The organism is Arsukibacterium sp. (genome assembly GCF_033722355.1).
Classification (GTDB): domain Bacteria; phylum Pseudomonadota; class Gammaproteobacteria; order Enterobacterales; family Alteromonadaceae; genus Alishewanella.
This window is the reverse complement of sequence record NZ_JAWVZF010000076.1, coordinates 1-12,428: the sequence shown is the minus strand read 5'-3', so window position 1 is coordinate 12,428 and position 12,428 is coordinate 1. Positions and strand designations below refer to the sequence as shown.

The 12,428-nt window shown below is 47.3% G+C and carries 13 protein-coding genes and 1 pseudogene; 6 read left to right on the top strand and 8 right to left on the bottom strand.

Going from position 1 to position 12,428, the window contains the following annotated elements; genetic code table 11:
- Positions 1 to 262, top strand: a pseudogene (locus tag R3177_RS08695) (endonuclease/exonuclease/phosphatase family protein); the annotation flags it as partial.
- Positions 263 to 291: 29 nt separating this feature from the next.
- Here R3177_RS08695 and rlmM read toward each other — a convergent pair.
- The 6 genes from rlmM to mutY are packed head-to-tail and all read right to left on the bottom strand — an operon-like array spanning position 292 to position 4,632.
- A complete protein-coding gene (gene rlmM, locus R3177_RS08690) occupies positions 292 to 1,371 on the bottom strand; it encodes a 23S rRNA (cytidine(2498)-2'-O)-methyltransferase RlmM (protein ID WP_318970642.1) in 1,080 nt (359 codons plus the stop codon).
- Complete coding sequence (locus R3177_RS08685; protein WP_318970641.1) at positions 1,368 to 1,745, bottom strand: DUF423 domain-containing protein; 378 nt, start codon at positions 1,743 to 1,745, stop codon at positions 1,368 to 1,370. Before R3177_RS08685 ends, rlmM begins: the two co-directional genes overlap by 4 nt.
- Positions 1,720 to 2,340 carry an alpha/beta family hydrolase gene (locus R3177_RS08680; protein WP_318970640.1) on the bottom strand — a complete coding sequence of 207 codons (621 nt, stop codon included), beginning with the start codon at positions 2,338 to 2,340 and terminating at the stop codon, positions 1,720 to 1,722. Before R3177_RS08680 ends, R3177_RS08685 begins: the two co-directional genes overlap by 26 nt.
- A complete protein-coding gene (locus R3177_RS08675; RefSeq protein ID WP_318970639.1) occupies positions 2,321 to 3,256 on the bottom strand; it encodes a transcriptional regulator GcvA in 936 nt (311 codons plus the stop codon). The genes R3177_RS08680 and R3177_RS08675 overlap by 20 nt, the downstream gene beginning before the upstream one ends.
- Positions 3,257 to 3,276: 20 nt before the next feature.
- Positions 3,277 to 3,549, bottom strand: coding sequence for an oxidative damage protection protein (locus R3177_RS08670; protein WP_318970638.1), 273 nt, complete (start codon positions 3,547 to 3,549; stop codon positions 3,277 to 3,279).
- Between the two features lie 12 nt (positions 3,550 to 3,561).
- Positions 3,562 to 4,632 (bottom strand): A/G-specific adenine glycosylase, encoded by a 1,071-nt coding sequence (mutY, locus tag R3177_RS08665; protein ID WP_318970637.1) that lies wholly within the window; start codon positions 4,630 to 4,632, stop codon positions 3,562 to 3,564.
- Positions 4,633 to 4,787: 155 nt separating this feature from the next.
- Here mutY and trmB point away from each other — a divergent pair, with 155 nt between their 5' ends.
- From trmB to R3177_RS08650, 3 genes are read left to right on the top strand one after another with little or no spacing between them, the layout of a single operon-like run.
- Positions 4,788 to 5,528 carry a tRNA (guanosine(46)-N7)-methyltransferase TrmB gene (gene trmB, locus R3177_RS08660; protein WP_413229079.1) on the top strand — a complete coding sequence of 247 codons (741 nt, stop codon included), beginning with the start codon at positions 4,788 to 4,790 and terminating at the stop codon, positions 5,526 to 5,528.
- Positions 5,528 to 6,547 carry a class I SAM-dependent methyltransferase gene (locus R3177_RS08655; protein WP_318970636.1) on the top strand — a complete coding sequence of 340 codons (1,020 nt, stop codon included), beginning with the start codon at positions 5,528 to 5,530 and terminating at the stop codon, positions 6,545 to 6,547. Before trmB ends, R3177_RS08655 begins: the two co-directional genes overlap by 1 nt.
- A gap of 4 nt (positions 6,548 to 6,551) precedes the next feature.
- The gene (locus R3177_RS08650) at positions 6,552 to 6,887 is read left to right on the top strand and encodes a hypothetical protein (protein ID WP_318970635.1); all 336 of its coding nucleotides are present in this window, start codon (positions 6,552 to 6,554) and stop codon (positions 6,885 to 6,887) included.
- Here R3177_RS08650 and R3177_RS08645 read toward each other — a convergent pair.
- Positions 6,884 to 7,282 (bottom strand): DUF3293 domain-containing protein, encoded by a 399-nt coding sequence (locus tag R3177_RS08645; RefSeq protein ID WP_318970634.1) that lies wholly within the window; start codon positions 7,280 to 7,282, stop codon positions 6,884 to 6,886. The genes R3177_RS08650 and R3177_RS08645 overlap by 4 nt on opposite strands.
- Before the next feature lie 146 nt (positions 7,283 to 7,428).
- Here R3177_RS08645 and R3177_RS08640 point away from each other — a divergent pair, with 146 nt between their 5' ends.
- Entirely contained in the window at positions 7,429 to 9,138 is a 1,710-nt protein-coding gene (locus R3177_RS08640; RefSeq protein ID WP_318970633.1) for an ATP-binding protein, read from the top strand.
- Positions 9,139 to 9,333: 195 nt separating this feature from the next.
- The gene (arcA, locus tag R3177_RS08635) at positions 9,334 to 10,041 is read left to right on the top strand and encodes a two-component system response regulator ArcA (protein WP_318970632.1); all 708 of its coding nucleotides are present in this window, start codon (positions 9,334 to 9,336) and stop codon (positions 10,039 to 10,041) included.
- Positions 10,042 to 10,061: 20 nt separating this feature from the next.
- Here arcA and R3177_RS08630 read toward each other — a convergent pair whose 3' ends face one another.
- Positions 10,062 to 12,362 carry an ATP-binding protein gene (locus R3177_RS08630; protein ID WP_318970631.1) on the bottom strand — a complete coding sequence of 767 codons (2,301 nt, stop codon included), beginning with the start codon at positions 12,360 to 12,362 and terminating at the stop codon, positions 10,062 to 10,064.
- Positions 12,363 to 12,428: the final 66 nt, after the last annotated feature.

Sequence of the window (12,428 nt, the reverse complement as noted above, 5' to 3'; positions counted from 1 at the left end):
CCACGACAGAATAAAACAACGTTTTACCCCGGCAAGTTTGGGTGCGGCCGAAAATGCCCCGGATGTTGCACATGGTAAATACCATACCGCCGGCTGGCGGATGCGGGCTGATTATGTGCTGGCTTCAGATTATGGCTTTGAGATCAAAGACGGCGGTGTATTCTGGCCAGCAAAAAATCATCCCGACTATCCGCTGGTTGGCACCCGGGGCGCCAGCTCAGACCACAGACTGGTATGGCTAACCCTGGCTATTACTGAGTAATAGCCGAAGATCGCCAATGCTTATATCTGCTAGCGCATTACTACATTACGCACCAGTACTGTGACTTCTTCCCGGTCATGGTACAGGTGCTTAACCCGCAACTGATATTTGATATCTGCCTGCAATAGTTTATTTTCAAATTTTTCCAGCACATCCTGTACCGTCTCATAGCGGCGTTTCATTGGCAGCTTTAAATTAAAGATGCTTTCCTGGCACCAGCCCTTAATTATCCACTCCGCAATCCTGTCCGCAACGCGCTGCGGTTGTTCAATCATATCGCAGACCAGCCAGTACACATTCTTTTTTTGCGGCTCGTACTTAAAACCATCAACCATCAAATGTTTTACCTGACCGGTTTGCATTAACGATTCTGCCATCGGACCGTTATCAATGGCAGTTACCATCATGCTGCGTTTTACCAGCTGATAAGTCCAGCCACCGGGACAAGCCCCCAGATCCACTGCCAGCATGCCAGGCGCCAGCCTTTTATCCCATTCATGGCGTGGAATAAACTCGATAAAAGCTTCCTCCAGTTTAAGGGTGCTGCGGCTCGGCGCTTCATTCGGAAACTTTAACCGTAAAATGCCATTTTCCAGCGGGCTGTTATTCTCAGGATAAGACACACCAAGATAAGCCTGCTGGCCACTTAATAAAAACAGGTGCAGTACTGGTGCCCGCTTCTGTTCTTTTTGCAACATAATTCCGGCCTGACGCAGCGCCTGACGCAGTGGTACCGTAAACTTTCTTGCCAGAGTAGATAGGGTTTTGCCTTCGTTAGTCTGGGCAAACTCTACCCTGAGCTCCCCGATGCTGCCAAGCTCAGCACCCAGCGCCGCCTCGAGCACCGGTGCAATTCTGTCAGCACCAGGCAGCTCCAGCAGCGGTGCAACTAATAAACACCACTGGCGGATAAAGATAAACTGATTAAAATCATAGTCACGATAAAAATTTGCCAGTGTCTCTGCATCATAAGCCTCAAAAATTACATAGGCTGAATTGGCCGTTAATTTGCAAAAACCAAATACCTGATAGAGGCTGGCTTTGTCCTGAATTTCGGCTGCGCATTCCTTTTCAAAACCTGCCCGGCAGTACAGTAAGAGTTGTTTCATTTCGTTTCCTTTCGCCAGGCGCTTATTGCAAGCATCAACCAGCCTATAATCAAAGTTTGTCCGCCAAGTGGCGCAACAGCAGAATAATACATAGGTAAATCCAGCACCCCGGCTAGCAGGGTCCAGCAAAACAGCCAGATCCCACAATGCCAGCACAGAACAACCAACTTGGGTAACACTGCAACGGCCAACTGGCGGCCGATTGTCAGTAGTGCCAGGGCATGGAAGGCCAGAATACAAATGGCGCTTAGCAGACGACCAAACTCACTGTTATCTAACCCGGTCCACAAATGCATCAGCGCGGCAGCTAATCCAACCACGCCTGCGCCATAAAGTGCCGCCAGACTGTTACTTACCGGCCAGAAGTATTTCATCTATAACCTCACTACAATATGCCGCAGCTGCTTTAATAATATCCTGCTGCTGCAAGCCACTTATTTTGGTGGGTTTAAAGTCATGATCAGCTGACGTCAGCCAGTGGATCCTGACTTTTGGCCAGCCAGTGCCTGCCAGCTCCCGGGGTTTGCCAAAAGGATCACGCTCCCCCTGCAAGACGTGTAACGGTATGCTGAGGCTGTCGAAGTGCGCTGTCCGCCACTGAGTCTTACCTGGCGGATGAAAAGGGTAACCAAAGGCAAAAATGGCTTTAACTTTCTGGTTATCAGGCAAATTTAGCATACTGGCAACTCTGCCGCCCATTGATTTACCCGCGATAAAAAGGGGCAAGCTGTCATCTACCCGGGTTATCTGCTCGATAAAATGCTGTTGCAGCACCGGCATTTTATCAGGTGGCCTGCGGCGACCCAAATCAATACTGCGCTGCATATACGGAAAATTAAAACGCTGCACCTCAATATGGTGCGCAGCCAGTGCTTCGGTTAACGTGGTCATAAAACAGCTACTGGCAGAAGCGCCCGCACCATGAGCCAGAATTAGGCGGGCTTTGGCGTTAATCAATGGCAACCGCATTGGTAAACTGTTGCTCAGTGAATAACAATTGCTCCGCCGTTACCATATCCACCATCCACTGACGAAACGCGGTAATTTTACCCAGCTCAGCCTGGCTTTCCCGGCACACCAGATAATAGGCATCTTTACTGATAAGCACATGGTTAAAAGGCACGATTAACCGACCGGAGTTGATATCAGGCCTGGCCAGCACATTGTGCGCCAATGCCACTCCCTGGCCATGAATAGCCGCCTGCAGCACCATGGATGAATGACTGAAGATTGGCCCCTGATTAACGTTAAACTGTTTAAAGCCCTGGCTGGTAAACCAGGCTTTCCAGGCGCGACGGGAACCATCATGCAGTAAATTATGCTTCGCTAAATCAGTAGGTTCATTCAATGGTTTGCCACTGTTTAGCAGTAACGGGGAACATACTGGCAGCAGGTACTCGGTATGCAGCTTGTCTGCATGCAAATTGCGCCAGTTACCGCGACCATAATAGATGGCGACATCCACATCGTCTGTCAGTGAACCTTCGTCTAAATCGACCGCTTTAATCCGCACGTCAATATCCGGATGCAGCTCGCTGAACTGGTTTAAACGGGGGACCAGCCACTGTATGGCAAAACTGGGCTGTAAGCTTACAGTTAAAGATCCCTTGGCCCCGCGGGCCAGTAATTTTTCGGTAGCCTCATGCAATTGCAGGAAGATTTCTTTAATATCCAGAAAGTAGCTCTGGCCCTCTTCGGTTAGCAGCAGCGAACGGTTTTTGCGCATAAACAACTTTAAACCAAGATGATCTTCCAGCGCTTTAATCTGATGACTGATTGCTGCCTGAGTAACATACATCTCTTCAGCAGCCTTAGTAAAACTAAGGTGTCTGGCTGCTGTTTCAAAAGCTTTTAATGCATTTAATGGTGGCAGACGACGCGCCATAATTTTTTATAACTCAATCATTAACTGGCTGGCGGCTTATAGCCTTCAATTTCAATATCCTGGCCCTGAAACAAAAAAGCTTCCATTTGCTGTTCCAGAAACTGCCGGTGTTCAGGGTTCATCATATTCAGTTTTTTTTCGTTAATCAGCATAATTTGCTTAGCCTGCCACTTACTCCAGGCTTCCTTGCTGATTGAATTAAATATTTTACTGCCAAGCTCTCCGGGATAAAGCTGAAAATCAAGGCCGGGTGCTTCTTTTTGTAAATACTGACAGAAAACCGTTCTGCTCATAGAAGTTGCTCCTTATTCAAGCGGCTGCATTGCCTGTAATTGCTGCAGCAGGATTTTAGCAGGTGCTGATAGTCCCACTTGCGGTAGCTGCGCTATTGTAAACCATTGCTGGGCACTTTGCTCCTGCACACTGTCAGGTTTAGTTTTAATCTGGACCAGTTGTGGCTTTATCCATAAATGAAAATGACTGAATGTATGCCGAAAAGCTGGCAGTTCAGCACTGGCTGTAACCTGCAACTTGTTTAACGCCAGATAATCAGACCGTAATTGCTCAGTACTAAATTCAGGGAAACCGTACAGACCTCCCCACAAACCACTGGCAGGACGCTGTTGCAGCAATATTTGCTGCTGATGCTCAAGCATCAGCCAGTAGCTTTGTCTTTCGGGTATGGTTTTGGCAGGCTTTTTACCAGGGTAATCAGCCTGGTCGCCGGCAAGCGCGGCACGACAATTCAGCTGCAGCGGACATTCAACACACCGGGGCTTGCTGCGGGTGCAAAGGGTTGCCCCTAAATCCATCATAGCCTGATTAAATGCGGTTACATCCACGCCGGCAGGCGTAACCTGCTCTGCTAACAACCATAGCTGCTGTTCCACTGCTTTATTGCCGGGCCAGCCCGCAACAGCAGCGAACCGACTGAGCACCCTTTTACAGTTGCCATCAAGGATCGGATATTGCTGACCAAGCGCCAGGGACAAAATGGCGCCGGCTGTAGAGCGGCCAACACCCGGCAATGCCAGCACTTGTTCAAACTCAACCGGAAACCTGCCATTATGCTCAGCGACGATAATTTGGGCTGCTTTATGTAAATTTCGGGCCCGGGCGTAATAACCCAGCCCGGTCCACAAATGCAGTACCTCATCCTGCGATGCGCCAGCAAGGCTAATGACATCAGGAAAACGCCGGGTAAACTGCTCGAAATAAGGAATAACAGTTACCACCTGGGTTTGCTGCAGCATAACCTCACTAAGCCAGGTGGTATAAGGGCTTTTATTAATCTGCCAGGGCAGGGTTTTACGTCCATGCTGCTGATACCAGCTAAGAAGCTGATTTGTAAACCATTTAGCAATATCTTTTTGCAACCGTCTGCCCCACTTATTTCAATAGCTATGTCACCATGCTGCAAGGTGCTGCGCAGTATAAGCAGCTTAGCGCACAAAGCCAACGCAAAACGTCAGTTGAGCTTAGCCTTCAATATCCGCATAATGTGCGCCGCAGTTTGATATCGGAGCCAACAATGAGCAACACCCCAGTGCAATCTGAACCACAACAACCGGCAGCAGAACAAGACGCAAGCACACCTTATATGCGCAAAATCCGTTCTTTTGTGCTGCGTGAAGGCAGGCTGACCAAAGGCCAGCAAAATGCGCTTGATAACCACTGGCCAGCTTTTGGCTTGTGTTATCAGACAAGCCCGCTGGTTCTGGAGCAGGTGTTTGGCCGCAGCGCCCCTGTGGTTCTGGAGATCGGTTTCGGTATGGGCAAGTCACTGGTTGAAATGGCAAAAAATGCCCCTGACAAGAACTTTATCGGAATTGAAGTACATAAACCCGGGGTCGGTGCCTGTCTGGGTGATGCCGCAGCAGCAGGTCTTACTAATTTACGGTTATTTGAACATGATGCCGTTGAAATATTAAATGACACTATCGCTGATGAGAGTCTGGATACAGTCCAATTGTTTTTCCCGGATCCATGGCACAAAAAACGCCACCATAAACGGCGTATTGTCCAGCCGGACTTTGTGCAGCTTTTGCGCCGCAAATTAAAAACAGATGGCGTATTTCATATGGCCACCGACTGGCAGAATTATGCAGAACATATGTTAGAAGTGATGCAGGCAGCACCGGGTTTTGTCAATGTATCAGCCTCTGGCGACTATGTTGAACGGCCGGCACATCGGCCACTGACTAAATTTGAACAACGCGGACAGCGGCTTGGCCATGGCGTCTGGGATTTAATGTTTGCAAGGAAAAGCTGATGCTAGCGAATACCAGCCAGATGTTGCTACGCAATATTACTGATTTAACAGGAAATATCCTAATTGTCGAACCCCCGGCCGATGAGCTGGCCCGTAATCTGCTAAATGGGCTGCCTGCTGATTCCAGGCTATGCTGCTACACCACGAATGCGGCAACAGCTGAAAAGTGGCAAATGTCTGACGTTACCTGTTACTTCAGTGCATTACCTGAGTTTCAACAGCTATTTGATACCGTCGTTATTTTTTATCCAAAGAGCAAAGAACAACTGAGCTTAAGCCTTGCCGCTATCGCGCCGGCTCTGCAAGACGGCAGTCAGATTTATCTGGTGGGCGATAATAAAGGCGGAATTAAAAGCCTTGGCAGCCATGCTGATAAACTTGGGCTGCAGGCTCATAAACTTGATAATGCCAAACATTGTCTGTGGTACTGCTTAACGGGTTCACTGGCATCATTGACAAAACCTGTTTTCAGTCAGCAACAATTTACCATTTTGCAAACTACGCTGACCGTATGTTCAATTGCAGGGGTGTTTAATCATGGCAAGCTGGATACCGGCACAGCCTTGCTGCTTGAACATGTGCAACATATCACTAAGGGCACTGTATTAGACTTTGGCTGTGGCTGCGGCGTTATTGGCGCTTATCTGAAAAAAACTAACAGTGAAATCAATCTGTACTGCACTGATGTCAGCGCGCTGGCAGCAGAAGCCACTGTGCAGACTTTGCGGGCAAACAAGTTGCAGGGCACAGTACTCACCGCCGACGGACTGCCAACGCAACCCGCCAGTTTTGATCATATTGTCAGCAATCCGCCGTTTCATACCGGGATAAAAACTGACTATAGTATTAGTGAGGCATTTATCAGCCAGAGCAAAGCCCGCCTGAAGCCGGGTGGTAGTCTGACGTTGGTTGCTAATTTGCATCTGGCTTATCAGACATTGCTGGAACAGACTTTCGGTAAAGTCGTCATCCTGGCAAAGGCTAACGGATTTGTGATATATCAGGCAATCAAAAGGTAAAACCATGACATTGCGGTCAATAATGTGTCGGCTGATACTACTGGGTTTGTCTGGTATTTTTGTAACGATGGCACCGTCACAGGCCGCAGTACCCGAGCAGTGTATTCAGCATAAAAAGCGGATTAAAGCATGTCCGCATCAATTATACCGGGCCGATAAATTGCCGTCGCAAAAAGAACTCAGGTTAATTTGCATCTGCGTGACTGATTTCCAGCCGCTATTGCAGCGCCCCGGCGATGAGCAACAGCGAATTGAGCAAAATATGCTAAGACGGCAGTACCTGGCTCAGTTTGGTGATGATCTGCCGGTAATTCTGGCTATTTTGCAACACCATCGTTAATCAGCCAGCAAAATCACCCTGCTGTTGAACAACCCAAGATACTCTTCTGTCTGCTGGCATAACACTGGCACCAGGAATAATCGGTTCTGCTCTACCCAGTAAATAGCATTTTGCTGTAACTGCTGCCCCATTTTAACTGCCTGAGACTTATCACAAAATACGATCCAGCTTTTCTCCTGAAATGTTAAATCTGCAGACGCTCCTGTCACCGAGCGAAATGGAATTCTGGCTTGTTGCAGAAAGCCTTCGAATTGCTTATCGAGACATAAATTCAAATGAGGATTTTTCAATTCACCTGCAGGATTCTGGGCACTAATAATGGCAAAACTCAGTTGGGGTGCCAAACGCTGCCGGCAAATAAAAACACTGTTTTTATAGGCATCCCATAATAACATTTGTCACACCCGCTTCAATCAACCTGGCTAACTATACCTGTGCACCAGAAAAATACCAAACAGGTTTGCTAAAACTCTGCTAACTGCATAACATCAATACTAAATCCGGAACAGCTACAGCAATGTCAGCAAAAAGTGAGCGATGCATGAAAGCAGTAGCCAACACCAGCTCAAAAACCACTAGTATCAGAACTGCACTATTTATTGGTGTCATGACAATCTGTAGTCTGACTATTATTGTTTCCATGCTTACCTCAACTTTACAGGACATCAAACAGCAAAGAGCCGCACTTATTAATGAGCTGCAAAGTTACGCTAATATCATTGCCTTTAATGCCCGGGCCAGTTTCGCCGATGCCAATAAAACTATCCTTGCTACCGCGGCAGGATATACCGATGAGCGGAACAATATTTACAATGATTATGCCCACATAGAGGAGAACCGGTTACGCTCTTTTGAGGCAGTACCAATGCTGCACAATATTCATATTTACCGAATGCGGCAGTCTACAGGGGAACTGGTGCTGTATTCCATTTATAATGCCCGTGGAATTGGTCCCTACCCGGCGCAGCTGGAAAATGTCGCCGCTTACACCGAACCCCAACAAACTGATAACTACATAGAGCTGAGCCAGGAGATCAGGCTGAACGATCAACTCGCGGGATATGTCTTTATCAGAGCCAGTCAGCAAGAATTACAAAACTATATCCAAAACCGGGTGCTGGTTGATGTATTAATCGTTGTTTGTGCCTTAATTGTCGTTTATGTACTTTCCCGCAAATTAGAACAACGCTTTACCAACCCAATCCACAAGCTAATGCACCTGGTACAGCGGGTAGCAAAAGATAAAGACTATCACCTCAGGGCTGAGCAAAACAGCATTGAAGAGTTTAATGTTTTCGGTAAAGCACTTAATACCATGCTTGATAAAATTGAGCGGCAACTAATCAGGCAACAACAAACAGAAGCTGAAATGCGGGAACTGTCTCAAATACTGGAGCAGAAAGTCAGTGACAGGACTGACGCCCTGAAATCTTCTAATCAGGAATTACTGAATACCCTTGCCACTTTGCATCAGTATCAGAACCAGATAGTGGAAACTGAAAAAATGGCGAGCCTCGGACAAATGGTCGCAGGCGTGGCACATGAAGTGAATACCCCAATCGGCCTTGGTGTCACGGCTTCGACACTTTTGCAGGATAAACTGGCAGAGATTGATCACGCCTACCATGCCAAAAAGCTCACCTCCTCCCAGCTGGAACGCTTTCTGAATGAGAGTAAAGAAAACCTTGCCATTATCTATCGTAATCTTGAAAGAGCCGCCAGTTTAATCAGTAGTTTTAAGCAGGTCGCCGTAGATCAGTCTAACGACAGCCAGCGCAGTGTTAATATGACGCAACTTATTAATGAGGTACTGCTGTCTCTTCGTCCCAATCTGAAAAAAACCCGGCATCAGATAACAGTAGAGTGCCCGACCGGACTGGTTATTGAAAGCAAACCCGGAGCGATAAACCAAATTCTGATCAATCTGATAATGAACAGTCTGATCCATGCGTTTGATGCCAATGATCAGGGCGAAATCGGTATTTCAGTTAAAATAAGTGGCAACCGCTGCCAGCTTTGCTACAGCGACAATGGCAGTGGGGTCCCGGAAGCAATTAAGAAACGCATATTTGATCCTTTCGTGACGACGAAGCGCGGCGAAGGCGGCAGTGGCCTTGGTTTACATCTGGTGTATAATCTGGTGACTCAGGCCTTAAACGGTAAAATCAGCTTTGACAGCACCCTGGGTGCCGGGGTTAAAGTTCTGATTGACTTCCCGGTAATCATCCACAGCAATAACAACAAAAAATAGAATCATCTCTTTGTATTTATTGAATATTTACCTTTAAGATAAGCGCCTTCTAATTTATAAAAGTCATTTGTTAACAAAATTCTTGTTAACAAATGGTCAGACCGCTATAATTGCGCCAGCATTTGACATGTCCACAGCAACTATCGTAATTAGTGCGCTATAATGTTCACAAAAAACACATAAGGTTTAACTCTAATGCAAACACCTGTGATTCTGATTGTTGAAGATGAAGAAGTGACCAGGCTCAATCTGGTTAATCTGTTCCAGGGTGAAGGCTATGATGTCATCGAAGCAGTTAATGGCGAAGAGATGTATCAAAAGCTGGAACAAAATCCAGTAAACCTGGTGGTCATGGACATTAACTTACCTGGTAAAAATGGTCTGATCCTGGCTCGTGAGCTGCGTCAGAAAGAAAATATCGGTCTGATTTTCTTAACGGGCCGTGACAGTGAAGTCGACAGGATTTTGGGCCTGGAAATTGGCGCAGATGATTATCTGACTAAACCGTTCAATCCCCGTGAGCTTACTATCCGCGCCCGCAATCTGCTGGGTCGTACAGTAGCCCAGCCTGTGGTAGAAGAGCACAAAAGTGTCGTTAAGTTTAACGGCTGGACACTGGATGAAAACAGCCGCAACCTGACATCTCCCAAGGGTATGGCTCGCCGCCTGCCAAAAGGTGAATACCGGGCCCTGCGGTTAATGCTGGATACCCCGGGTAAAATTTTTACCCGCGAACAGTTAATTCGTCATATGACCGGCCGTGAACTGCGCCCAAATGACCGCACGGTAGATGTAACAATCCGCCGCATTCGCAAACACTTCGAGTCTGATATCGACAGCCCTGAATTAATCAGCACCATCCACGGTGAAGGATACCGGTTTGTTGGCAAAATTGACAAATAATACTGGCAACAATCCGGTGTTTAACGGGCTTCAATAAAATCGTACAGAGCAGCCAGGTGCTGCTCTGCTTTTAGGTGATAATCTACCAGTTGACGTTCCAGACCATTCCATTTTGGGGTTTCCTGCTCGAACTTTTTCGCCTGCTGTTGTACCCACAGTAACCCTACCGATGCCGCTGCCCCCTTCAGTTTATGGGCAGACTCCCGAAAATCCTGCGGGTGCTGCTGTACCGCTGCTTCTATCATTTTATTGATATAACCCGGTAGTAATTGTGCGAATAACTGGGCACTTCGCTTCATCGCTTCCGGCCCCAGCGACTGCATGTAATCCTGCAACGTTATCAGATCAAGGATCTGGTTATCTTCATTAGCAGGCTTTACCTGAGCAGGTTGCTGTAACTTCAATGCACTTGGCGAAAACAGCCGGGCCAGCATCTGATCCAGTTTATTGGTATTAATAGGTTTTGCCAGCGCACCATCAACCTGTACATCGGTTAGCTGCTCTTCCGCTTTTCGGACGTTTGCGCTTAGCACGACGATTGGAATTGTCTGCAAATGGCTTTCGCTTCGCATATAGCGGGCAATCTGGTCACCACTCATATCCGGCAACTGCATATCCAGCAATACCAAATCAATATCGTCTTCAGTTTCCAGCAGTGCCATTGCATCTTCACCGGTTTCAGCATGGATCACGATATGACCGCGTTGCTCAAGTAAGGCAGTGGCGATATCAGCGTTTAGCGGCACATCCTCTATTAATAACACAGTAAGTTCAGGGCAGCTTATCGTGCTGACACTGGGTGGTGCGACCTTCTCTGTCGGTAGCTGCACGCTGAAACAGCTGCCCTGTCCCTGCTCGCTGCTTAACGAGATTTTACCGCCCATGGCCTCGACCAGCGCCCGGGAAACTGACAAGCCGATCCCTGAACCGACAATACTTAAACGGCGGCCATCAGTAGATTTGTAGTACATATCAAAAATACGTTCCTGCTCCGCCCTGGCAATACCTATTCCGGTATCCTGTACTTTAAACAGCAAGCTGGCAGCGCCTGTGGCAGCAATGCTCAGTTGGCACTCCAGCACTATCAGTCCTTCAGCAGTAAATTTAACGGCATTATTTAATAAATTCCACAAAACCTGGCGCAACCTTGTGGCATCGATTTTTAAATAGCAATCTAAATCACCCTGGCTGTGCATCTTGAAATCCAAACCTTTTTGCTGACAGATTAGTTCAGCGAAATTACTAATATCATTCAAAAAGCCGAGAATATGAATGCTGTGAAAGACAATATCTAAATCCTGGCGGTCGATCTTATCCAGGTCTATGATATCGTTAAATATATTACCAAGGGTCTCGGCACTGCTGAAAATGGTGTTCGCCCAGCTATGCTGCTCTGGGCCCAATGAACTGTCCAGTAAACGGCGGCTTAAGCCAACGATGCCATTAAGCGGGGTTCGCAGCTCATGGCTTAAGGTGGCAATAAACTTGCCCTTATCCTGATAAGCTTTTTCAAGCGCCTGCTCAGCTAACTTACGTGATGTAATATCCCGGCCAAAGCCAAGCAAACCAATATAGCGTCCCAGACCGTCATAAAATGGCACCTTTCGCATTTCAAACCAAAGTAACTGACCATCTGGCTTTACAAATTCAACATCCAGTGTCAGTTCGGTATGCTCTGCCGCGGCTTCATATTCTGTTAAAATCGCAGCCTGGGCACTGTCTTCAGTGTACAGTTCAGCGGGATGGTGACCAATCAGCTCCTGAGCTGATTTACCCATAATAATTTCAAACATCTTATTAAAGCTGGCCAGCCGGCCTTTTTCATCACGGTAATAGAATAAATCAGGCGAGCTATCAACAATAGAACGGATCAGTAAACTCTGCTCTTCCAGTTCCTGCTGGGTTTTCTTGCGTTCAGAAATTTCTTTGCGAAGTTCATCAACGGCACGCCGTTTGGCCTGAAAAGCTTTTTTTCGCTCTTCGATCTCAAAATTGAGCTGGCGGATACTATCCTGCATGTTCTGATTAAGCAGACGCTCCTGATGGGCCGAATCTTTCAGGTAAAGCAAAGCGGCATCAAGGTGCAGTACCAGATAAAAAATAATCAGAACAACAAAGGGAGTCGCTAACATGGCCACGACCAGCTGGGCCTGCAGCATCGACCAGTCAACCACCACGGCAAACAGCGCAGCATAGATGTAATGCACCAGCACCAGCAGCAACAATGAGCCGAGCCATAACAAGATGCCAAGACGGAATTTGCCCCAGCGCTTGATCAATGCAGCAAAAGCTTTAACTTTCGGATGCACCGGACTTTGCATTATGCGCTACCCTTTGGATGGTTTCTGAGCAAAACCACGCTAATTAGCAGGTTGCAGGTCAACCAT